The sequence below is a fragment of the Bradyrhizobium septentrionale genome (assembly GCF_011516645.4).
GTDB lineage: Bacteria > Pseudomonadota > Alphaproteobacteria > Rhizobiales > Xanthobacteraceae > Bradyrhizobium > Bradyrhizobium septentrionale.
This window is the reverse complement of record NZ_CP088285.1, coordinates 8,892,186-8,912,897: the sequence shown is the minus strand read 5'-3', so window position 1 is coordinate 8,912,897 and position 20,712 is coordinate 8,892,186. Positions and strand designations below refer to the sequence as shown.

Sequence of the window (20,712 nt, the reverse complement as noted above, 5' to 3'; positions counted from 1 at the left end):
GACCAGAGCGACGACAAAATCGTCGGCGACGGTCATGCGGCGATCACCATAGCTTGCGTGCCGAAGTAAGCCTCGTCGGGCGTGCGCCCGTCAAGGCTCGAGTGAGGGCGTCCCTGATTGTAGAAGGCCAGATACTTGGCAATTGACGCTCGCGCCTCGGACACGCTGTCGTAGGCGCGGAGATAAACTTCTTCGTATTTGACCGTGCGCCAGAGCCGCTCGACAAACACGTTGTCGCGCCAGGCGCCCTTGCCGTCCATGCTGATGGCGATCTTCGCGTCCAGCAGCACATCGGTGAACTCGAGGCTGGTGAACTGGCTGCCCTGGTCCGTGTTGAAAATCTCGGGCCTGCCGTGCTTCGCCAACGCCTCCTGGACCGCTTCGACGCAGAAGGCCGCCTCCATTGTGATCGAGACGCGATGGGCCAGGACCCGTCGGCTGAACACATCGACGACCGCCGCGAGATAGACGAAGCCACGCCGCATCGGAATGTAGGTGATGTCCATTGCCCACGCCTGGTCGGGCCGCTCGATCTTCAATCCGCGCAACAGGTACGGGTAGATCTTGTGACCCGGTGCCGGCTTACTCGTGTTCGGGCGACGATAGACCGCCTCGATCCCCATGCGCTTCATCAGCGTCGCGATGTGGCGGCGACCGGCGTATACGCCCTCCCGCCGCAGCAACGATCGCTGCATACGCGCTCCCGCGAAGGGATAATCGAGATGCAGCTCATCGAGCCGACGCATCAAGGCAAGGTCCTCGGCCGAAACTGGCCGAGGTTCATAGTAGACCGTGCTGCGAGCCAGCTTCAGGACCTTCGCCTGGCGCACGATAGAAAGATCATGACCGCGGTCGATCATCGCTTTGCGCTCAGCAGGCCCGCCTTGGTGAGCGCGCCGGACAAAAAATCGTTTTCCAACGCCAGCTCGCCGATCTTGGCATGTAACGCCTTCAAATCGACCGGCGTCTCGGCCGACGCCTTGTCATGCCCAAACACGCCGGCGGCGCCTTCCAGGAGCTGGTTTTTCCAGATCGTGATCTGGTTCGGATGAACATCAAACAGTTGCGCCAGCTCCGCCAGCGTCTTGTCGCCTTTGACCGCAGCCAAAGCAACCTTCGCCTTGAATGCCGGAGAATGCATCCGGCGGCTCTTCTTCGTCATCTTCGCTCCTGATTCGCGGCAAGAATCCTCGCCGCTGTCAGGCAGAAAATCCACTCAAGCTACTGTCCGAATTTGCGGAGCCAGCTCTAAGACCGGCCGGCCCGTTGCCGAGATCAGGGCAGAAATGAAGGCCGAAACCTGGATGTCGGCGCAGGAGGCTGTCGCCAAAGGCTACGCAACCAGGACTGATACTGCTCGCTCAAAGGAGCCGAGTGCCTTTGACTACAGATTGTATCAGCGGCCCCCGGACCGCATGGCGGCGCTCGCCGATGCCCGGGGATGGACGCAATCTGGCGCGGCCGTTACCGCTGAACGCCAGCGCGCTGCAGACATCCACGCGGCATGCCAAATGGTAGGCAGGTCAGACAGGGCCACGGCCTTCATAGCCGAAGGCAAGTCGCTGCGCGACGTGACAGCCATCCTTCAAACCGAGCGAGTATCGGCCGAGGAAATCCACACTCGACCAGCGACGAAGTTTGACCAGCCTTCCGCGCTTGACCGGAGCGTCGCTGAGATCAATGCCCGCTTCGACGCCAATCACCTTGTGCGGGGAGTTAGGTAAATGGAGATCGTTCGCAGCGCTTCAGCGAGGGAATGGGTTGGCTTCCTCGGCGGAGCGACTGCGGGCGCGGGGCACGCGCGCCTTGACCGGGTGGTGCGTGCCCCCTCGATTTCGCTGGGGCTTTCCTTGCGATGTGTCAGCCAGACTGGAACGGCGGGGCGAGCGTCTTCGGGCTCTCGCCCCCGAGCCACCCCGCGCGGCAGGCCCGGCCCCAGATCAAAAGGTACTTCCCAGCGCTAGCAGCAATACGGGACAGCGTAGCGCTCGACCTCACCAGAGCCAGACCTCAAAACTTATGCAACGCACAACATGCAACCTGCAACGTTTCGGGACAAAACCAGAATGGCATCAATAGCTAAGCGGGTGTTTGGAAAGTGTAGACGTTGCGTCTACGGCCTTAACTTGGGCCTTAAGTTAAGGCCCGTGGTGAACACCGAAGGTGACAGGGGTGCCACCCAATGAACAAAGCGGAACCGCTCATTCGATCTCGGAGGCGGCCCGGCAGTTGGGTTTGCACAAGTCGACACTGAGCCGGCAGATCGGCCAGAAGCGAATTCGAACGCATGGCGGCAGAGTGCGCCTGAGTGAGGTTAAGGCTGATCGGTCGAACACCATCCCTATGCGGTCGTCGACAAGGGCAGCCAATCGGGCCCGGGCCTACGTCGAGACCTTCAAAAAGCGCCACAACGAAGAGTACATGGAGCTGGCGGAGATCCTGGAGCCTCTTCTCCCGAAATCGAACTCGGGCGACTTCATGAGTGCGTCCTTCTCGCTGTGTCTGGCAGTCCTCGTTTACTGCGTCATCTACGAGGAGACGAACGAGTACGAAACCAGCGGCATCGAGTGGACCTGGCAGGAGGGCGAAGCCGTGGAGAATGGCGCCGCAGCTGGGGCCGCCGCTGCCGTGCGCAGGATCATCAGCCAACATGTTCGGATGCAGCGCGAGTTGATCGCGCAGAACCGCGGTCAACTGCGAAAATAGGAGATCGACAATGGCTGACCGGATCGTCCAGCGCATCTTGCTCGGGACAAGCATGCCACTAAATAGTGGCCCCTTTTGCCAGCCTCTTACCTAAAAGGGGCCACTCGTAATGAGTGAAAGGGACCACTGTTCGGTACTTGCCGAAATAGGCCACTGTTCATCCCAAGTAGGCCAGTGACAAATTCAACAGAATCGTTACAGGTTGCTAAATTGCAAGCTGGACGTGCGATGAGCGGTTCATCAGGGACATTTTCGAAGGTATTAACCTACCCGATTTATTTAGGGTATTGGGCGGTTGGTCTAGGGGCGGCAAGTACAGTTGCCTTATCCTATTTCAACTCTGAACACGCCGACGGCTTTCGGAACATCTTCGGATTTGTTTTGGCTGATCCGAAGGCACTTTGGCTATATGAAAATCGCTACGGGATAGTATTCGCATTCCTTCTGTTGGTAGCCATAAAGTATTTTCTTGATCTAAAAAAAGAACAGTACAAATGGCGGCACATCTTAACTGAAATAGTTGAGAGCAACCGAAGATTTGACGTTCTCGAAGAATACCTCGATGGCAGAAAGCTTACCCCAGCTCTCGCAGAGCACATCAGTTCAGAGCTAACCGGGATCGCAAATTGCATCTGCAATTTGCTGAATCAATACACTGACAAAGAATGCCACGTAGCCATTAAGTTACTCGACCGTAATGGCGGCATCGCGACCATCGCCCGCAGCCAAGCTGGATCAACCCACCGACGTGATGTTGACGAGAATCTCAATGGATTTTGGTACGCGAAAAATAGTGCCTTCGCTTACGTGATCGACCGGAAGAAAGCTCATTACGTCTCGAACTGGCTGTTGTTTCGATGGATCTGTCAACGGTATCACAACTCGCACAAAGGTTGGTTTCGCTACTATCGATCAACCGCGGTGGTTCCGATCACGACTGCCGGCCGTGCCGGCGAGATAGGAATTGAGAACACCTACGGGTTTGTGTGCGCCGATAATCGACGCGGCCATTTCGACCACCACGTAACCCCACTTCTTCTCGCGGGTGCTGCTGCGCGTTGCGTGACAGTTCTTCTGAAACTATCTCAAGTTCAACAATGATCGAGGGCTCAAATGACACGAGCAAAGTTCGCCGAAGGGGATAGCGAGGACCGCATCCCCGGTGCACAGCAATTGACAAATGAGCAGCGGACTTCGCTTGAGGCGGGCCGCGAACGTGTTTTCCAAGCTCTCAAGCTGGGGCGCGAAGGACTCCTAAAGCGAGAGGGGGGCGATAAACCCGAGAGCTTGCCGCGAACTAATCGCGGTCGCTAGGATTTCCCGCCGTCAATTACCGTGAACTTCCGACGCCGTTCCGGATGCGTCTCAGACGGTAGCGCCGGGGCCACAGAGAGCGCCGCGTCAACAAGCTGCGCAATGCTCCAAGCCTTCTCCGTAACGCCCAGCGCCTTCGCTGGCGTCGTGCGTGGGGCTTCATTGAGTGCGGCAAAAGATTGTAGTGGCAGACGTACCACAGCGCGACCGATGTCGGTTCTGTGACTCACTTCAAGGCTTGCCAACGGTCCGGACCGCCGCCCCCGTGTGACCACGACTTCAAGTCACATTACGACCACGCCGGTCACGAGCAATCCTGAAGACTCAGAAGATTATCGGGAAGAAAACGATCGTTCTCGGTCTTGAGGTACTCGCGACCATCGTGTTTTTTGACGATCACCTTGGCTGTCTTGCCCTGCTCAGTGACATCGTAAGCGCTTTTGTCGCGTTTGACGTTTGCAATGGCTGTTTCTTCGTGAGCGTCATGCGGAGACCACGCGCTGAGGGTTGATCTGGTCGGCTAGGAAGATCTCGCGGAATGGTTTGTCGCGAGGTCACAATGTCAAAGGATAGTCGTAAGGATAGCGATAAGGATAGGCATATGCCTATCCTCGAACACGGCGCCGACACGCTGCAGCGTGTCGAGATCATCACCGGGACGGGCCGACGTCGGCGCTGGTCGACCGATGCGAAGGCGGCGATTGTTGCGGAGAGTTTTGCGCCGGGTGCAAGCGTGTCCGCAGTGGCGCGGCGACACGACATCAGTCCAAGCCTGTTGTTTCTCTGGCGTCGCCAGGCTACGCGGGCGCAGGTCGCGGAGCGCGGGGACAGAGGCATGCCACCTGGCTTTGTGCCGGTCGCGATCACCGGCTGTGGGCGCCCGAGTGAGGAGCAGGCGGCGATCGAGATCGAGGTCGGCGCGATTCGCATCCGTGTCAGGGGGACAGTCGACCGGGAGGCACTGTGCGAGGTGCTGGCGGCGGTCGGGACGGTTGGTCGATGATCGGGCTTCGAGCTGGGTTGTCGATCTGGATTGCGACGCAGCCGGTCGATTTCCGCCGCGGCATGGACTCGCTGGCGATGCTGGTGAGCGAGGCCTTTGGAGCCGATCCGTTCGACGGCGGACTTTATGTCTTCCGCTCCAAGCGCCGAGATCGCGTGAAGATCCTGACTTGGGATGGAAGCGGCCTTGTCCTTTACTACAAAAGAATCGAGGGGCAGTTCACCTGGCCGCCGATCAAGGAAGGCGTCATGTCGCTATCTCATGCTCAGCTCTCGGTGCTGCTCGATGGCTCGGACTGGAAGCGTGTGCCGATGCGAGTTGTGGATCAGCCGATGCGAGCTGGTTGATCATTATCAAGAGTCGTTCGTCAGTACGCATACGACGGAGGCCGCCTGATTGACGCATGCGCGCGGGCACGGCGAGGTCTATGATGGCATTGGGTGAAGGGTGAAGGTCAGGCGGCCTGCTGATTGGCTGGCTTGTCGGCCTGGCGCAGGAGCTTCCATTCCCAGGGCAAGAGCTCGTGCAGACGCGATGCGGGATGATCGGCGATACGGGCCAGGACGTCGGCGAGCCAGGCCTTGGGATCGACGTCGTTGAGGCGACAGGTCGTGATCATCGTCAGCATGATGGCGGCACGGTCGGCGCCGCGTTGGCTGCCGGCGAAGGTCCAGTTGCGCCTTCCCAAGGCGATGCCTCTCAATGCGCGCTCAGCGCAATTGTTGGTCAAGCAGATCCTGCCGTCGTCGAGGAAGCGGGCGAAGCCGTCCCAGCGCCTGAGCATGTAGTTAATCGGCTTCAGGACCTCGGAGGAACGCGAGAGGGTTTCGCGCTCGCGGAGCAGCCAGGCATGCATGTCCTCGAGAAGTGACTTACTCTGTTCCTGGCGAGCGGCACGCCGCTCGCCGGCACCGCGGCCGTTGATGGCGCGCTCGATCTCGAACAACGTATCGAGGCGTCTGACAGCCTCCAGCGCGATCGGGGAGACCGGTTTGCCTTTCTTGCCTTCCCGAGCATTTTTCTCGATATCAGCCAGCTCGAAGAAGCCCCGCCGCGCATGGGCCACGCAAAACGCCGGCGTAATCGGCAGCGCCTTCTTCTGCGGGTCGAACAGCGGCTCGAAGCCGCTGTAGCAATCCGCCTGCAAGATGCCGGCGAAGGCGGCCAGATGTCTCTGTGGATGCTCGCCTCGTCGGTCGCTCGAGGCGTAATAGACCGCTGCCGGCGGCGCAGGCCCGGCGAACGGCCGGTCATCCCGCACATAAGTCCAGATCCGCCCGGTCGTGCACTTGCCCTTCGCCAGAATACGGATGGTGGTGTCGTCGCCATGAAGGCGCTCGGCAGCGAGCACGTGGCGTTCGATCAAGTGGAAGAGCGGCATGACGGCGAAGGTCCCGTGGCCGACCTGGTCGGCCAGCGTCGACAACGGCAGGTCGATCCCCTCGGCCTTAAAGCGCGCACTCTGGCGGTTGAGCGGGATATGCATGCCGAACTTGTCGAACAGGATCGTCGCCAGCAATTGTGGGCCGATGAAGCCGCGCGGCGTGGCATGGAACGGCGCGGGCGGCTGGCTGATCTTCTCGCAATCGCGGCAGGTGAACTTCTCGCGTACCGTCTCGATCAGCTTGAAGCGGCGCGGGATCTCCTCCAGCGTCTTGGTCACATCCTCACCGATCTTCGCCAGCCGCGATCCACCGCAGCAGGCGCAGGTCGTTGGAGTCTCAATGACGACGCGCTCGCGTTCGATATCGTCAGGCCATGGCTTGCGCACCGGCCGCTTGCGCATGAAGGGGCGGACGTTCTGCGTCTTCGCCGCTGCGGCCTGTGCGGCAAGCTCATCCTCGCTCGCCGTGGTGACGAGTTCTTCGAGCTCCAACTCCAACTGCTCGAGCAGCCGTGCCGAGCGCTCGGATCGCTGCCCGTGCAGTTCGCGTTTCAGCTTCTCGATGCGCAACTCGAGATGAGCGATCAGCGCCTCGGTATCCGACAGTTTCGCCTGCGCATTCGCGGCTTGCGCCTGCCAGTTGGCGGCCTTCGCCTCGGCTTTCTGTCGCGCCTCACGCTCGGCCTGCAGCGCCGCCAGGGCACTGACAAGGTCCGATGGAAGATCATCCGGCTTCGATATCATGGAGCCATTGAATCAGATCGAGCAGCAGATTCAAACCGTAAAACGACTATCCGACCCGCGTCGGACGCTGGGTTTCTTGAGGGTTGCGCCAATCGATCCCGGACAACAGATAGCTCAACTGCGCCGGAGAGATCGTTACCGATTCACCAGCAACCGATGGCCAGATGAACCTGCCTCTCTCGAGTCTTTTGGTGAACAAGCAGGCGCCCTGGCCATCGTGCCAAATGACCTTCAATAGATCACCGCGTTTGCCCCGGAAGCAGAAAAGACCGCCGCCCATGGCGTCGCGCTTGAGCACTTCCTGCACGCGCAGAGCCAGGCTCGGAAAGCCGCACCGCATGTCGGTATGGCCCGTCGCCAGCCACACCCGCACGCCCGTCGGGATCGGGATCATCGGCGCGCCAGGCCCCGAGCAATTCGAACGACCGCCTCGATATCCGCACCGGGGCCGAAGACCACGCGCAGCCCCTGAGGGCTCACGATTTCGATCTGACCTGTCTCGACAGCTTCCGTCGTTGGCGGCGTACTTGCCGCAACTATCGCAGGGACGAATGTCGGGCCGATCGAATCCTCTTCGGCCGGATCATGACAGGTCCAAGCCTTGCGCCAGCTCAGCAGAAGCTGACGTGATATCCCATACCGGCGAGCCGTCGCCGACACCAGTCGTGGCCCCGAGAAGCTCTCCTCTACGATTCTGAGCTTCTCCGCACGCGTCCAGCGTCGCCGCCGACCGGTCTCCACCAAATCCATGCGGCTCAGCACCGCACTGTCCTTATGTCCGTCCATAAGGACAGTCAGCTACAGATCGGAAAAACTCGCAAGACGGCCGCCCTCGGACGGATACGTTCGTCACTCATGCGGAGTTGTTGTAGAATCGCTCTGCATGAGTGATTTGCCTTCCGATCCAGCATTGCTCCGACAAGCCGTGATGACGCTATCGTCACGGCTTGCGGCGTTGTCGGAGGAATGCAGCACGCTGGCGACCGAGCGTGATGCAGCGATCGCCCAACGCGACGCTGCGATCCAGGAGAACGACAAGCTCCTGATGATCCTGTCCCAGTACAAGCGCACGATCTTCGGTCCGCGCTCCGAGACACTGGATATCGGACAGCTGTCTCTCTTCACCATCAGGGCACAGGCGGTTCGTGCCGCCGCCAACGACGACGTGACCGGAGGCAGGCTGCCTGACGGAGCGGAGGGCCGTGGAAAGCGACCGGCGCGACGCAACCGGGGGAAGCTTCCGGAGCATTTGCCGCGCATCGATGTCGTGATCGATATCGAGAGCCACATCTGCCCTTGCTGCGGCGAGCAGCTGCACAAGATCGGGGAGACCGTCAAGGAAGCCTTCGACGTCATTCCGATGCAGTACCGGGTCAAGCGCATCATGCGTCCACGGTACGGCTGCCGGGGATGCCGCCAGGGTGTTCTGCAGGCACCCGCGCCGGCCCAGGCGATCGACGGTGGAATGGTGACGGAAGCCTTGCTGGCCCACGTCGCGGTGATGAAATACGGCTACCAGCTGCCGCTGTATCGCCAGGAACAGATGTTTGCCGCCCAAGGCATCACGCTCGACCGGCAAACGCTGGCCTCGTGGATGGGCCGCGTCGCCTGGTGGCTGAAGCCGCTTCACGCGCTGTTGCGCCGCGCAGTGATGTCCTACCCGCGGCTGTTTGCCGACGAGACGCCGCTGCCAGTTCTCGATCCCGGCCGTGGCAGAACCAAAGTCTGCCAGTTCTGGGCGATCGCCACCGACGACCGCCCGTGGGGCGGCCCGGCGCCGCCGGCAGTAGTCTACGTGTTCGCCGAGGATCGCAAGGCAATCCGCGCCAGGCAGCTGTTTGGAGACTACGACGGCATCCTGCAGGTCGACGGCTACGCCGGGTACAAGGGGCTGATTAAAAACGGCGGCCGTCTGGTACAACTGGCGTTCTGCTTCGCGCATGCGCGGCGGAAGTTCTGGGACGTCCACATCGCGACGAAATCGCCGATTGCCGCGGAAGCGCTGCAGCGGATCGCGATGTTCTACGCCATTGAGGATCGCATTCGCGGTTTGCCGGCGACGCAGCGAGCTGCGGTGCGACAATCCGACACCAGACCGCTGATCGAGGACTTCAAGCCCTGGCTCGAGGCGCGACTGCTGGAAGTCTCGAAGAAATCCGGCCTTGGCAAGGCGATCCGCTACACCCTCAACCATTGGGATGGCCTGACGCGATTCATCGATGATGGGCGCATCGAGATCGACAGCAATACGGTCGAACGCAGCATCAAGCCGATCGGGCTGGGAAAGAAAAACTATCTGTTCGCAGGCAGTGAGGGCGGCGCCGAAACCTGGGCCACTCTCGCATCACTCATCAACTCCGCAAAGCTTCACGACATCGACCCACGGCACTATTTTACTGATGTTCTCGAGCGCATCGTCTCCGGACGTACCAAGATCAATCAGCTGAACACGCTGCTGCCGTGGAATTGGAAAGCCGAGCGCGATGGTTCGGAGCCAAAGCTCGCCGCTTGATCAGTTCGACGGCACGGCGTCGGGAACTTCCTGCGCATCGCTGGCGTCGTCGTAGATCTCTTCGCGGATCACGCGCAGCGTTACCTCGTGCAGATACACTTGCAGCGCACCCTCCAGCTCGGTGAACTCGGGCAGCAGGACTCGATCAACGAAGCCCCGTGACGCACGGACCATCACCGTGTTACGTCGCTGTCGGCGATAACGAAACGGCCGCAGCCCATATCGGCGGCAAAGCGCCAGAAACAGGTGCCGAGACCACTGGTCGGGAAGTGAGAATTGCTGTTCGATCGGTGGATCGTGGCGAGCAAGTTCCTCGACCCGGGCCCGCACCCGCTGCAGCGCGGCTTCCGCTGCAAGGCGCTCACCAGCAGTTCCGGCCCCCACGAACAACGCCTCGATCTTCCGAAGCTTCTCGCGCAGCTGCGACTCGCTGGTCATTCTGATCCCCGTTGCCCGCTCCGAACCGGGATCAACCCATCACCGCGCGCCGGCGGCGTCAATCATCCCGACCGCGCTATCCAGAGCATTCCGCGCAAGTCAAGCCCAGGCACCCGTGATCCTCTCGTGACGCTCACGTTTCTTCCGAGTCTTGCCATCCTGAACCACCGACTGCTTGAATACGCCGATGGCGGTCTTGATGGTTAGGCAGCTTGATAATGCAGGTAATGCGGCGAGTCATGGCTCACTCCTATTCGTCTCCAGCGGCAGAACGGCATCACAGCAAATCCCCAATCAACCAAGTGAGGATACGGCGAGCAGCCTTACGGCCCGACGTGCGTCACTATTATCCCGACCAGCAGGACGGCGCTTAAGACCGCAAGGCCAATACAAATGCGAGCCGGGATTGAATAAGAACGGAAGTGTGGTTGTTCGAATATGCCACGCACCTCTGAGTTCTTTCTTTGGGCGTCGCGGGCTTCGGGATTGCGGCCTCTCACTGTCGCTTTAGCTCTCCCGCGTCGCGACAAGGTCTCGTCCGAGAATGCCGACCCGTTTGTTCAGCGCGTGGCGCAACGCATTGCCCTCACATGCCGTCATCCTGCCAGCAGACCGCTCGGACATACAATCCATCATGACCCGTTGAATCTGGACTAGCGTCATACTTTCGATCTGGGCAATGCGCTTCTTAACTTCGGCGCGCAAGTTGGCAGTCTCTTTAGCCCGTCCTATTCGTGAGAGTGCGTTTTTTAGTCCGCTTGATGTGGCCGCACATCTGCTCTGACGAGGCGCGCGGGATTGCCTTCGGCTTTTCACCGCCTGACCGACCCGTACTTTGCAACGCGCTTGAGGTGTAGGTTGGGCGAACGGGGGGCGGATGCCCCGCCGGTCAAGGACCGAGCGGCAGCAGCGCGCCTGGCAAGCCGCGGATCAGGTCGGCTTCGGGACATGCCGCGGCAAACGCAAGGCGAATGCGGCTCGTGGTCTCGACGACACGGGCAGCGAGTTTCAAGAGACGAAGACGCAGCGTCGCGAACTCGGCTGTGGCCAATTCCCGGGCTTTGGGAATCGCGTCGCGCACGGTCAGCATCAGCCAATAAGCGGCGGTGTGGAGAACGAGGCGGACTTGATTGGCGAGCGCCGAACGGCAGCTGGTGCGATCGGAGGCGAGCTGTGTCTTATGCAGCTTGATCAGATTCTCGGCTTGGCCGCGCGCGCAATACAGGCTGTCGTAGATCCACTCGGCCGAGCCGACATCGAGGCTGGTGACGACGAAACGGATGTCGAGGCCGAGCATCGTCGCCTCAATACGGGCGACGGTACGCCGTTCGCGATCCCAGGACTTGGCCTTGTGGCGCGTCTCGGTATAGCCACGCAGAACCGGCAGGTTCTCGATGGCGCGTCGCGTGCGGATGTCGTCGGCGGCCTCGTCGAGTTTTCTGGCGAGCGGCTTGGTGCCGGACAGACCGAAGATGTAGTCGATGCCGTTGGTCTCGCACCACGCCATGGCCTCCGGCCGGGCATAGTGCCCGTCGCCACGGAACGTAATTCGCGTGTTGTGCCACCGCGTCCGGATATGCCGGATCAGGCGGCGCAGATGGGCACGCACCTCGACGCCGCCCGGCGTCTTGCCGGGCCGCAACACGACCGCCACGGGCCGGCTCTTCTCCGTGTCGTAGACGTGGATCGGCAGGAAGCAGCGTTCGTCATAATGAGCGTTGAACAGCGAGAGCTGCTGATGGCCGTGGACGACATCGCAGGTATCATCGATGTCGAGCGTGACGGATGCCGGCTCGCGCGGGTAGCTATCCATCCATGCGTCGACCAAAGTGTAGGTCAGTCGGATCACGTCGCGCAGGCGCGGAGCATTCTCCAGCCGCGACAGCGTCGGTTGGGAACACAGATCGCGACCCGTGTCCGGCAGCCGTCCGCAGGCCAGCTTGAATGCGGGATCGGACCGCAGATGATCGAGGTCGTCGGCGTCCTCGTAGCCGCAGCAGATCGCGAACATGCGCGCGCGGAACATATCGACAAGGCTGTGCACGACCCGCGTCGGATCGCGCCGATCCGGGAACACCCGGGCCAAATTGTCGGCCAAGCCGAGACGCCGCTCGGCCATCGCCAGAAGCATCACGCCCCCGTTCGAGGTCAGCCGACCGCCATCGAAGGCAGCTGTGACTTTCTTGGCGTGAACGGCTGGAAACGAGAAGGGCAGAATCGTATCGTCGGTCATGGCGGGCGTGGCGTTCGCGGTTGAGGTGATGGGGTTGGCTTCGCAACCGAATCCTACGCCGCATCAGCGCTTTACACCACGCTCGCCAGCCTCTCAGGCGCACTCTGACGAATAAGACGGGTTAGACATCGTCAGATCCTGATGCTCCACGGAGTCCAGCCCGAAAGGCTAACGACGTTTGACGGTACAGCATCAACATTGGATCGGGCTCCTACCTACTCTAGGGGGGCAGCCGGCCGACCGTCGCGGTCAGACGACACCAGGCTCACATGCTCCTCCATCCTTCAAGCCAGAGGTCCGAAACGCCGGGCTTCGCTCGGTCGCCAGCCTGATCCGGCCGACCTCGCGCGCCTCGTGGATTACGACGTGGTCGTTCTCGGAGCTTATAACCGACTGACCGTGGGCGGAGGAACAGTTCCATTCGTTATATTCCGACGAACGATCGGCAGTTTCGGGCTGGGAACGTTGACTGTAGACGTCCCATAATTGCGGATGATTTACCTAGGAGTTTTCGAGATGACGTAAGCCTGATGTCAGCTGGAAATGTTTAGATACACAAAGACTCCAACGGCCCCGGTTTCGTACCGCTCTGGGGCCGTTTTTTTTGATGGTCGCGGCAAATAGGAAAGACCCCGCCACGCCGCGCTGGGAAAGCACAGCCTCAAGAACAATGACGGGAAAGGCGTGGAGCGGGTTGGAGAAGCAAGCCCCGCGCGATGGGCAATAAAAGTGAGGCGTTGACTTTTTGCACACAATATATGCTGCGCTGTATAGCGTTCAGATTGCCGAAGGGGTTGAAAAATTGAACAAATCCGGCTTTGTTCCGGTTGTGATATTCGTGGAACACCTGCAAAAGTTTAATCTTCGGAACGGCCAGCGGAGTTGACGGTTCTTTAGGGACGACCCTATATTTGGGGTCGGAATAGCCCCCCGTCGGACTTGGCCAGAAATGGTCCCCGGCGGGGTTTTCTTTTATGGCGGCACAAGACGAGCCAGCAATAAAGAACGTGATGGCCTTCTTTGATGGCCAGAACTTATTTCAGCATGCCAAAGAAGCCTTTGGCCACCACCATCCAAACTACGATCCAGCCAAATTACACAAGGCCGTTTGTGCCGCGAATAACTGGCGGGCGACTCTCACTCGCTTTTATACGGGGGTGCCGACAGCAATAGAGTCCCCGATGTGGGCGGCATATTGGTCAAATAGGGTGTTGGCTCTCAAGAGGGCCGGTGTCCTAGTGACAACGCGTCAGCTCAGGTATCGGAGAGAGCAACTATTTGACGGGAATGGGGACCCTATTCTTGAGCCCGATGGGAAGCCCAAAATCATTACGACGCCGCAAGAAAAGGGAATCGACGTTCGCCTCGCACTCGATCTCGTTTCTTTAGCGCGAAAAAAGCAGTTCGATATTGCACTTGTCTTTAGCCAAGACCAAGACCTTCAAGAAGTGGTTCACGAAATAGCCGACATATCAAAGGAACAAGATCGGTGGATACGTGTAGCCTGCGCCTTCCCATCGGGGGGTAATGCATCGTCAGGGCGCGGCATAGATAAGGTTGATTGGTTTCGTATGGATCAAACATTTTATGACGCCTGTCTCGATCCTCGCGACTATAGACCAAAACGAGCGTGAACTAATTCTCGATATGCCGCTGCCAATAGCCGGTGAAGTCCACCCACTTGCCGCCGCTTCTAAGGCTAGCCTGGCAATTCCCGCTTTTTGGCCCGCAATCCTATTGGGTCCCGATCTCACGCCGACGATTTCGTGGCGGTGAGCCAAGAAGATCCGGCAGAGTTGGCAACTGGGGACTCGGCTCGAGACTCGGCTCCGTGGCCGGTTTGTCCTGGCCCTTCGCCTGGTGTCGGCGGCTGATCACAAGGCCAATGAGGCCGACGACTACCAGCACGGCTCCTGCGAGAATGAGCCAGTGCGGTAATTGCAGCCATCCTGTCGCGGTCTTGATCATATCCGCCTACTTCTTGGCCTTCAGCCCGAATGTCGACTACCCAGCGGACGGCGCGTCTGCAGCTACCGCAGCCACCGTGATTGTGGCATCAGCCTTCTCTTTTTCGGCAGTCTTCTGTAGCTTTTTCACATATGCCGCTGCAGCAGTCGCCTCCTCGCTATCGATGAGTTCGCGTTTCACGATTTCATTCTCTAACAGCGAAGACAAATATTCCGAATCCAATCTTATGCCGGAGAGCCGACGAACTTCCTTACGGATCGACTCCACTATCTTTTCAGTTCGTAATACGGCCGCCACTGTATACTTGCTGCTCGTCTGCTTTTCGTTCAACAGCTCCGTCAGCGAGTCTTTCGAATATCCTTCAGAACTGAGGCTGCCAAAGCACCCAATAGTATCTTCGTCTTTGCTATCGCAGGATAGGATATTGATCTCGAATACGAGCGTCTTATCGATCGGCTTCGCAAATCTCAGATTATACAGGCGCCATACTGCTCCATTCGAGAGAACGACCCAAGAAACTCCTTCGTTCGCAGCATAGTCGATGGCCTGCTTGACGTGAGAGTCCTTGAGCTCAACCCCTATTGCTTTTGCCTCGATCAAGAATCGTTTTTTATTGTCGACTGTCACGATGCGGTCGACATAGGTTCCGCGGATTGCGTGCTCGCTAGAAACCTCCTTGTATTTGTCGTAGCCCAATGCATCGCAGAGAAAGTCGGTGATGATGGTAACGGTATCTGACTCGCCGATGTCCCGTTGCTTCGCGGCCCCCAGCACTTTCTGATATTTTTTTAGCTGTGCGGATATGCGCGCAGAAACTCTCGCCGGAATTCCCATGGTACCCCCGCTAAAAACAACTTTCTGAAAGCGAGCATGATCTCGCCTCCTGGTTGTTCACGCAAGGGATTAGAGAGTACTTCCGTGCGACTACGGTGCGCCGGCTTCGCTACTTGCCCTTCGCCTTCAGCCCGATCTCTACCAACCGAACTATTGCAGGTGATCGCGCCGGCGTGTCGTCCTGGCGGCCCGCCCAAGCCTCTATGGCCTCAAGCACATCTTTTGGGATGCGGATCGTGACTGCTGGGTCTCGACCCGTTGCGGGACGACCGCGTCTTTTTTGGTGTACCGTAATTGACTTTCCCATAATAGCGGTGTACCAAAAAAGCAGGCCGGACGGAAGCGGAACTTCCGAGCTGGCCCTAACCAGCAACACGGAGCGTGATCCATGTCACGGGCTAAGACCACAGATACCACATCGAGACGGCGGTTTCTCGCCGGTACCGCCGCCGCGGCCGCCCTGGCCGGCGCTCCCGCGCTTTCGGCCGAGCCACCCGTGGATCCGGCTCTGGACGCCATCGCCCGGCATCGGCAAGCCTTTGCCGACCTCTTGGCGGCGATCGCCGCTACCGAAAACACCGATCCCCACACGGACGCACGTTCCGACGCGGAAGATCGCCAAACCGAGGCCTGCAGTCATGAGACTGATATGGCTTGGGAACTGGCAGGCACGACACCGACGACAACCGCCGGCATCGCCGCCGTGTTGGAATATGTCAACCGGTACGAGACCGCCGGCGAACTGTGGCCAAACGTCCACGACTGCACCGGTCCTAGGAGCTGGCACTTCAAGCTGAGGCAAACCATGGCTCGGGCTGCGGCCAAGCTGAGTGGGGCCGCGGGTTTCGAGCAGGCCCGAAGCGACGACGTCCAGCTGGTGCCGCACCTAGGCACTGACTGATCGCCGCGCCAAACCCTGCAATGAGATGCCCGGGCCAGTCCCGGGCATTTTCATTTTCAGAACAAACGACAAACCGCCGTGTTGCGCTCGTGTTGCGTGGGGCGGTTGGTGATAGTTGGTAACAGCTTGTTTTTACTCGTCTCACGTTGTCGACACATGCAACACGGAAACGGGCAGCTGGAACGTACCGAAAACGCACTATCCTATTGATATAGGTCAAGAAAATCTGGTGCCGGCTGAGGGGATTGAACCCCCGACCTTCAGTTTACAAAACTGCTGCTCTACCGCTGAGCTAAGCCGGCGAAATGGGAATGATTTGCGGGCTCGCATAGCAGACTTGGTGCGCCAGGGCCAGAACCTGAAGAACCGATGTCCAGAACCTGAAGGCGCCGACCGATCCCTTCGCTTCGACCGGAGGGGCACGCAAAAGGCGGCCCGAAGGCCGCCTTTTGCGCCGTCAGCGCTTTGCGTGAGCTACTGGCAGGGATGCTGGAGGCCGTCGCTGCCGCGGAACCAGGTGCCGGGGGTGCAGACGAAGCCGTTCTGCCGGGCATATTCCTCGCCGCCGATCGGGGTGCGGGCGTATTCGGGGCCGCCGAACGGGGCGGTGGCGATCGCAGCCGCCGTGCCGACCGCGCCGCCGACCACGCCGGCTGCGACGCCGGCAGGCCCGGGGTCATACCGATTGTAGCTACCCTGCCAGTCGCGGTCCCGCCGGTAGGTGCGGTCGCGAGTGGTGGTGGCGGTGGTGCCAGGCGCGATCCTCTCGCATCGGGCGTCCGGCCAGGCATTCGAGCAACGGGCGGCAGTGCCGATGGTCTGCTGCGCCATCGCGGGGCTGGCCAGCACTGATGCGAGCAGGGCTGCTGCGCCGAGGATATTCAGTTGTGTCATGCGATATCTCCTCTCGTCGTGGTGAGGGCTAATCTCGCTGCGCGGCGCCTGTTCCGGCGCGGCCGTGCCCTGCGTTCAAACCAGTGTGAAGTTCCGCAACTCTCGCGCATGATGCGTTCCGGATCATGCCTCTGTTTGACGAGAATTGCAGGTACAGACGTGGTCGATCTGATATCGGCGCGGGCGCGGGGGATTGATGTTCGGAATCTTGAGTCTTGGCTTTCTGCTCGGCATGCAGCACGCGCTGGAGCCCGATCACATCGCGGCGGTATCGAGCATTGCGGCACGCCGGACCCATGTCGGCGACATCGTCAAGCACGGCCTGACCTGGGGCCTCGGCCACACCATGACATTGTTCATCTTTGCCGGTGCCGCGATCCTGCTCGGGCGGGCAATCCCCGAGACGGTCGCGCAGCCGATCGAGACCGCGGTCGGCGTCATGCTGGTCGGCCTCGGCGCGCATCTGTGGTGGCGGCTGTGGCGCGACCGCGTGCACTTCCACACCCATTCGCATGGCGACGGCACCGCGCATTTTCACGCCCACAGCCACGCCGGTGAATTCTTGCCGCATGCCCGCGCCGCACACAGCCACGCGCACGGTTTCCGCTGGCGCACGCTGCTGGTCGGCCTGATGCACGGCATGGCGGGCTCCGCGGCGCTCCTGGTGCTGACGGTGTCGCAGGCCCCAAACCCGGTGACCGGGCTTGGCTATGTCGCCCTGTTCGGCGTCGGCTCGATGATCGGCATGGGCGTGCTGTCGAGCGTGATCGCGGTGCCGCTGGCGGCCTCGGCGCGCTGGCTGACCTGGGCCAATCGCGGGCTGCAAATTGCGGTCGGCGCGGTCACGATCGCGATCGGGATCCATTCGATCGTCGAGAACGCATTCACCTGATCCGTCGACGCCGCCTTAGCTCTTGGTTTGAGCATGATCTTTCCGGAAAACCGCTTCGCACTTTTCCGGATCATGCAGTGGCCGTTAACGATTTCTGATCCCGCGTCGCCGCATTGAGCGAATGCCGATGCTTACGCGTTAGGCTTACCGGAAGTTTGGCCCGCGTCCTTAACCCTTCCGCCAAGGGCTTGGATTAGGCTGCGGATGGAACAATTCGGGACGCTGGGTGACATGCGCGTAAGTCTTGCGCTGACGATATTGGCTGCGATGACCTCGACGGCGCTGGCCGGCGGCGGCTTCGACATCGTCGTGCCCAACCGCCCCGGCGTGCCCATCATCATCAACGGTGTCGACGCCTCCTACGCGGTGGTCGAAAGCGCGATGGGCCTTGCCCGCAACGACTCGATGGTGCCGACCGTCTATGGCGGCCGCCCGATCGATCCGGTGCCGAATGTCGGCCACTATTATCCGAGCCTCGGCCGCATGCCGGGTTACGGCCGGCTCGAGATCGAGCCGCCGGCCAACCGCCGGCTGCCCCAGCCGGCCGAGAGCTATCATGAATCATGGTCGGCGCATTCCGCGCCGCTGCCGGCGCAATCCAACGTGCCGGTCGATCCGCCGCCGGTGATCTACGCGCCGCAATTCAACGGGCCGCAGCGGCTTCCGGGACCGGTGCCGCGGCCACTGCGACCGAGAGGCCACTAAATCGGGAGCCCCGCAAACGGGGATCTTTCATAGCCATCAAGAGCTACGCGACGACAACGAGACCACCAGGAGAGAGTAATGCGTCAATTGATCAAAGGACTGATTGCGGCGGTGGCCGTCATGGTGACCGCGCCCGCAATGGCGTGCGGCTTCAACCCGTGCGGCTATTCCGCGCCCGTCGTGAATTACGGCTGCGGCGGTTGCGGCGGCTATGGCTATGGCGGTTACGGCGCGGTCGAACGTCTGCCCGACCCGGATGCCGCCTATCCCAGCGCGGCGCAGCAGTACTATTACGTCAACCAGGGCCCGACCTACACCGGTCCGGGCAACTGGGCGCCGCGTCCGTATTATCGCGAGGGCTATGGTCGCCCGTACGGCTATGGCTATCGCCACTACGGCTACCGTCATCACTATCGGTCGTCGCACTATGGCTATCGCTACGGCTACGCGCATCGCGCGCCGGCCTATCACTACGGCCACCGCGTGCTGCGCCGCTACTACTGATCCGGAGCCGTTTCCGCTCCGATTGAATCGGAGCGGAGCTCCAGATTCTAGTTTTGCGCGTTTTCTTCACGCGAACCGGTACCCACTTCGCTCGAAAACGCGCGAGCGATCTGTCGAAGACATCAGCGCCCGTTCGCATCTCGCGAGCGGGCGCTGCTATTACATCAGCCCGAGCCGGCTGGCGCCGATATAGAGCGCGAGCACGGCGGCGTTCGAGACGTTGAGGCTCTTGATCTCGCCGGGCATATCGAGGCGGGCGACGACGCGGCAGGTCTCGCGCGTCAATTGCCGCAAGCCCTTGCCTTCGGCACCGAGCACCAGCGCGAGCGGCGCCTGCAGCTGAACCTTGCCGAGATCCTCCGAGCCCTCGCTGTCGAGGCCGACGGTCTGGAAGCCGCGCTCGTTCAATTCGTTCAGCGCGCGCGCCAGATTCTGTACCGTGACCATCGGCACCAGCTCGAGCGCGCCGGAGGCGGATTTCGCCAGTACGCCGGTCGCCTCCGGGCTGTGGCGGGCGGTGGTGACGATCGCCTTGACCGCGAATGCCGCGGCCGAACGCAGGATGGCGCCGACATTGTGCGGATCGGTGATCTGGTCGAGCACCAGCACGATGCCCTCCAGCGCCAGCGAGTCGATATCGGGCGAGGGCAGGGGATCGGCCTCCGCCAAAAGGCCCTGATGCACGGCATCGGGGGTGAGGCGCCGGTCGATGTCGCCGGGACGGACGATCTCCGGGGTGACGCGGGTCGCGATGTTTTCCTCGGCGAGCCGCCTTGCCGCGTTCTCGGTGAGGTAAAGCTTGCGGATCTGGCGGTCCGGGTTGGCCAGGGCCGCCGCCACCGTGTGCCAGCCATACAGAATCACCGGCCCGTCGGAACCGGATTCGCGGTCCCGCCAGGCCGGCGGACGGGCGAATTTTGCCCCTTTTTGGAAGGGTTTACCGCCCTTGCCTCGGAAATTGGGTTTGCGGTCGCGATCGCTCATGTGAGGCTTGTGTCACGGCTCCCGAATATTGGCAATTTACACAGCGTTTTCGAGCGAAGTGGGGACCGGTTCGCGTGAAGAAAACGCGTCAAAAACAAGAATCTAGCCCCCGCTTTTGCTTCTTTGGAACAGAGATCGCGCCAGCCCGCAAAAGTATGCCAAATAGACGGCCGGCTTGGTTGACTTTGGGGACCGCCTTCGCCCATAAACGCGCCCGACCGCGCACCCGCTTCGGGTCGGCCGGTTATCAGCGTCATTTCGATGACCCGGTCCGCCGCCACTCGCGCGGCCGGTTCTGATGCTGTTGGACGGGGGAGTGTCCCGAGTGGCAAAGGGAGCTGACTGTAAATCAGCCGCCTCATGGCTTCGCAGGTTCGAGTCCTGCCTCCCCCACCAGCCTTCGCTCGCTTCGCGAGCTACGGCTAGGCAAGCCAGCAACCTCCAGCGTAGCGAAGTGAGCGAAGGCTGCCGCGCCGTAGCGCGGAGGGCGAAGGCGGGCTCTGTCCGCGGATGTTACTCGCTTCGCGAGCACCAGCTGGGCAAGCCAGCAAATCTCCATCGTAGCGAAGCGAGCGAAAGCTGCTGCCGAAGCCCGGAGGGCGAAGGCGGGCTGTATCCGCGAAGCTGTGGCGTTGTCCGATGTGGGCAGCAGACGGGCCCGACCAATCGCGCTCAGACGTCATCGTCTACCAGGAA

20 protein-coding genes, 2 tRNA genes and 1 pseudogene are annotated in these 20,712 nt (G+C 60.8%); 12 read left to right on the top strand and 11 right to left on the bottom strand.

The window, feature by feature from the left end; all coding sequences use genetic code 11:
- Positions 1 to 32: 32 nt before the first annotated feature.
- A protein-coding gene (locus tag HAP48_RS44835) for an IS3-like element ISRj2 family transposase (protein ID WP_166206328.1) occupies positions 33 to 1,162 on the bottom strand; the annotation gives its coding sequence in 2 pieces (ribosomal slippage) (positions 33 to 910 and positions 910 to 1,162; 1,131 coding nt in all).
- Positions 1,163 to 1,286: 124 nt separating this feature from the next.
- Here HAP48_RS44835 and HAP48_RS44830 point away from each other — a divergent pair.
- From HAP48_RS44830 to HAP48_RS44820, 3 genes are all read left to right on the top strand, one after another.
- Entirely contained in the window at positions 1,287 to 1,724 is a 438-nt protein-coding gene (locus HAP48_RS44830) for a hypothetical protein (RefSeq protein ID WP_166206325.1), read from the top strand.
- A 448-nt stretch (positions 1,725 to 2,172) separates the two neighbouring features.
- The gene (locus tag HAP48_RS44825) at positions 2,173 to 2,706 is read left to right on the top strand and encodes a hypothetical protein (RefSeq protein WP_166206322.1); all 534 of its coding nucleotides are present in this window, start codon (positions 2,173 to 2,175) and stop codon (positions 2,704 to 2,706) included.
- 174 nt (positions 2,707 to 2,880) lie between these two features.
- Positions 2,881 to 3,807, top strand: coding sequence for a hypothetical protein (locus HAP48_RS44820; protein ID WP_166206319.1), 927 nt, complete (start codon positions 2,881 to 2,883; stop codon positions 3,805 to 3,807).
- Between the two features lie 517 nt (positions 3,808 to 4,324).
- Here HAP48_RS44820 and HAP48_RS51005 read toward each other — a convergent pair.
- Positions 4,325 to 4,489: pseudogene (locus tag HAP48_RS51005) on the bottom strand (DUF3892 domain-containing protein); the annotation flags it as partial.
- Positions 4,490 to 4,621: 132 nt separating this feature from the next.
- Between HAP48_RS51005 and tnpA (HAP48_RS50310) the strand changes: the two are divergent.
- Together tnpA (HAP48_RS50310) and tnpB (HAP48_RS44810) are read left to right on the top strand one after the other, a co-directional pair.
- A complete protein-coding gene (gene tnpA / locus HAP48_RS50310; protein WP_166202958.1) occupies positions 4,622 to 5,023 on the top strand; it encodes an IS66-like element accessory protein TnpA in 402 nt (133 codons plus the stop codon).
- A complete protein-coding gene (gene tnpB / locus HAP48_RS44810) occupies positions 5,020 to 5,370 on the top strand; it encodes an IS66 family insertion sequence element accessory protein TnpB (RefSeq protein ID WP_166202960.1) in 351 nt (116 codons plus the stop codon). Before tnpA (HAP48_RS50310) ends, tnpB (HAP48_RS44810) begins: the two co-directional genes overlap by 4 nt.
- A gap of 107 nt (positions 5,371 to 5,477) precedes the next feature.
- Here the strand turns inward: tnpB (HAP48_RS44810) and tnpC (HAP48_RS44805) are convergent, their stop codons facing one another.
- The 3 genes from tnpC (HAP48_RS44805) to tnpA (HAP48_RS44795) are packed head-to-tail and all read right to left on the bottom strand — an operon-like array spanning position 5,478 to position 7,937.
- Entirely contained in the window at positions 5,478 to 7,151 is a 1,674-nt protein-coding gene (gene tnpC, locus HAP48_RS44805) for an IS66 family transposase (RefSeq protein ID WP_166205228.1), read from the bottom strand.
- A 46-nt stretch (positions 7,152 to 7,197) separates the two neighbouring features.
- On the bottom strand, positions 7,198 to 7,545 hold the full coding sequence (tnpB, locus tag HAP48_RS44800; RefSeq protein WP_063676425.1) for an IS66 family insertion sequence element accessory protein TnpB: 348 nt from the start codon (positions 7,543 to 7,545) through the stop codon (positions 7,198 to 7,200).
- Complete coding sequence (gene tnpA, locus HAP48_RS44795; RefSeq protein ID WP_166202956.1) at positions 7,542 to 7,937, bottom strand: IS66-like element accessory protein TnpA; 396 nt, start codon at positions 7,935 to 7,937, stop codon at positions 7,542 to 7,544. The genes tnpB (HAP48_RS44800) and tnpA (HAP48_RS44795) overlap by 4 nt, the downstream gene beginning before the upstream one ends.
- Positions 7,938 to 8,079: 142 nt before the next feature.
- On the opposite strand from tnpA (HAP48_RS44795), the gene tnpC (HAP48_RS44790) reads away from it, so the two are divergent.
- Positions 8,080 to 9,663 (top strand): IS66 family transposase, encoded by a 1,584-nt coding sequence (gene tnpC, locus HAP48_RS44790; protein WP_166215215.1) that lies wholly within the window; start codon positions 8,080 to 8,082, stop codon positions 9,661 to 9,663.
- On the opposite strand, the gene HAP48_RS44785 is transcribed toward tnpC (HAP48_RS44790), so the two are convergent.
- Positions 9,664 to 10,101 carry a hypothetical protein gene (locus HAP48_RS44785; RefSeq protein WP_166202962.1) on the bottom strand — a complete coding sequence of 146 codons (438 nt, stop codon included), beginning with the start codon at positions 10,099 to 10,101 and terminating at the stop codon, positions 9,664 to 9,666.
- Positions 10,102 to 10,990: 889 nt separating this feature from the next.
- Entirely contained in the window at positions 10,991 to 12,334 is a 1,344-nt protein-coding gene (locus HAP48_RS44780; protein ID WP_166204320.1) for an IS1380-like element ISBdi2 family transposase, read from the bottom strand.
- Positions 12,335 to 13,308: 974 nt separating this feature from the next.
- On the opposite strand from HAP48_RS44780, the gene HAP48_RS44775 reads away from it, so the two are divergent.
- Entirely contained in the window at positions 13,309 to 13,968 is a 660-nt protein-coding gene (locus HAP48_RS44775; protein WP_166206316.1) for an NYN domain-containing protein, read from the top strand.
- A 370-nt stretch (positions 13,969 to 14,338) separates the two neighbouring features.
- On the opposite strand, the gene HAP48_RS44770 is transcribed toward HAP48_RS44775, so the two are convergent.
- Entirely contained in the window at positions 14,339 to 15,136 is a 798-nt protein-coding gene (locus tag HAP48_RS44770) for a type I restriction enzyme HsdR N-terminal domain-containing protein (RefSeq protein WP_166206313.1), read from the bottom strand.
- 388 nt (positions 15,137 to 15,524) lie between these two features.
- Between HAP48_RS44770 and HAP48_RS44765 the strand changes: the two genes are divergently transcribed.
- Positions 15,525 to 16,037 carry a twin-arginine translocation signal domain-containing protein gene (locus HAP48_RS44765; RefSeq protein WP_166206310.1) on the top strand — a complete coding sequence of 171 codons (513 nt, stop codon included), beginning with the start codon at positions 15,525 to 15,527 and terminating at the stop codon, positions 16,035 to 16,037.
- Positions 16,038 to 16,264: 227 nt separating this feature from the next.
- Here the strand turns inward: HAP48_RS44765 and HAP48_RS44760 are convergent.
- Positions 16,265 to 16,339: transfer RNA gene (locus HAP48_RS44760), tRNA-Thr, on the bottom strand.
- A 172-nt stretch (positions 16,340 to 16,511) separates the two neighbouring features.
- Positions 16,512 to 16,931 (bottom strand): hypothetical protein, encoded by a 420-nt coding sequence (locus HAP48_RS44755; RefSeq protein ID WP_166206307.1) that lies wholly within the window; start codon positions 16,929 to 16,931, stop codon positions 16,512 to 16,514.
- A 196-nt stretch (positions 16,932 to 17,127) separates the two neighbouring features.
- On the opposite strand from HAP48_RS44755, the gene HAP48_RS44750 reads away from it, so the two are divergent.
- The 3 genes from HAP48_RS44750 (at position 17,128) to HAP48_RS44740 (ending at position 19,032) form a co-directional block, all read left to right on the top strand.
- Entirely contained in the window at positions 17,128 to 17,823 is a 696-nt protein-coding gene (locus HAP48_RS44750) for a HoxN/HupN/NixA family nickel/cobalt transporter (RefSeq protein WP_166206304.1), read from the top strand.
- A gap of 231 nt (positions 17,824 to 18,054) precedes the next feature.
- Positions 18,055 to 18,528, top strand: a complete 474-nt coding sequence (locus HAP48_RS44745) for a hypothetical protein (protein ID WP_166206301.1) — start codon at positions 18,055 to 18,057, stop codon at positions 18,526 to 18,528.
- Positions 18,529 to 18,606: 78 nt separating this feature from the next.
- Positions 18,607 to 19,032 (top strand): hypothetical protein, encoded by a 426-nt coding sequence (locus HAP48_RS44740; RefSeq protein ID WP_175612274.1) that lies wholly within the window; start codon positions 18,607 to 18,609, stop codon positions 19,030 to 19,032.
- 159 nt (positions 19,033 to 19,191) lie between these two features.
- Here HAP48_RS44740 and rlmB read toward each other — a convergent pair whose 3' ends face one another.
- Positions 19,192 to 20,016, bottom strand: a complete 825-nt coding sequence (rlmB, locus tag HAP48_RS44735; RefSeq protein WP_166206298.1) for a 23S rRNA (guanosine(2251)-2'-O)-methyltransferase RlmB — start codon at positions 20,014 to 20,016, stop codon at positions 19,192 to 19,194.
- Positions 20,017 to 20,326: 310 nt separating this feature from the next.
- Here rlmB and HAP48_RS44730 point away from each other — a divergent pair.
- Positions 20,327 to 20,412 (top strand) — tRNA-Tyr (locus HAP48_RS44730).
- Positions 20,413 to 20,712: the final 300 nt, after the last annotated feature.

What these genes read in the sequence shown, in the direction of transcription:
- tnpB (WP_063676425.1), bottom strand. Translation starts at nt 7,545, where the DNA reads ATGATCCCGATCCCGACGGGCGTGCGGGTGTGGCTGGCGACGGGCCAT.
- HAP48_RS44785 (WP_166202962.1), bottom strand. Translation starts at nt 10,101, where the DNA reads ATGACCAGCGAGTCGCAGCTGCGCGAGAAGCTTCGGAAGATCGAGGCG.
- tnpC (WP_166215215.1), top strand. Translation starts at nt 8,080, where the DNA reads ATGACGCTATCGTCACGGCTTGCGGCGTTGTCGGAGGAATGCAGCACG.
- HAP48_RS44765 (WP_166206310.1), top strand. Translation starts at nt 15,525, where the DNA reads ATGTCACGGGCTAAGACCACAGATACCACATCGAGACGGCGGTTTCTC.
- HAP48_RS44750 (WP_166206304.1), top strand. Translation starts at nt 17,128, where the DNA reads ATGTTCGGAATCTTGAGTCTTGGCTTTCTGCTCGGCATGCAGCACGCG.
- rlmB (WP_166206298.1), bottom strand. Translation starts at nt 20,016, where the DNA reads ATGAGCGATCGCGACCGCAAACCCAATTTCCGAGGCAAGGGCGGTAAA.
- tnpA (WP_166202958.1), top strand. Translation starts at nt 4,622, where the DNA reads ATGCCTATCCTCGAACACGGCGCCGACACGCTGCAGCGTGTCGAGATC.
- tnpA (WP_166202956.1), bottom strand. Translation starts at nt 7,937, where the DNA reads ATGGACGGACATAAGGACAGTGCGGTGCTGAGCCGCATGGATTTGGTG.
- HAP48_RS44780 (WP_166204320.1), bottom strand. Translation starts at nt 12,334, where the DNA reads ATGACCGACGATACGATTCTGCCCTTCTCGTTTCCAGCCGTTCACGCC.
- HAP48_RS44770 (WP_166206313.1), bottom strand. Translation starts at nt 15,136, where the DNA reads ATGGGAATTCCGGCGAGAGTTTCTGCGCGCATATCCGCACAGCTAAAA.
- HAP48_RS44775 (WP_166206316.1), top strand. Translation starts at nt 13,309, where the DNA reads ATGGCGGCACAAGACGAGCCAGCAATAAAGAACGTGATGGCCTTCTTT.
- HAP48_RS44740 (WP_175612274.1), top strand. Translation starts at nt 18,607, where the DNA reads ATGCGTCAATTGATCAAAGGACTGATTGCGGCGGTGGCCGTCATGGTG.
- tnpB (WP_166202960.1), top strand. Translation starts at nt 5,020, where the DNA reads ATGATCGGGCTTCGAGCTGGGTTGTCGATCTGGATTGCGACGCAGCCG.
- HAP48_RS44755 (WP_166206307.1), bottom strand. Translation starts at nt 16,931, where the DNA reads ATGACACAACTGAATATCCTCGGCGCAGCAGCCCTGCTCGCATCAGTG.
- HAP48_RS44830 (WP_166206325.1), top strand. Translation starts at nt 1,287, where the DNA reads ATGAAGGCCGAAACCTGGATGTCGGCGCAGGAGGCTGTCGCCAAAGGC.
- HAP48_RS44745 (WP_166206301.1), top strand. Translation starts at nt 18,055, where the DNA reads ATGCGCGTAAGTCTTGCGCTGACGATATTGGCTGCGATGACCTCGACG.
- tnpC (WP_166205228.1), bottom strand. Translation starts at nt 7,151, where the DNA reads ATGATATCGAAGCCGGATGATCTTCCATCGGACCTTGTCAGTGCCCTG.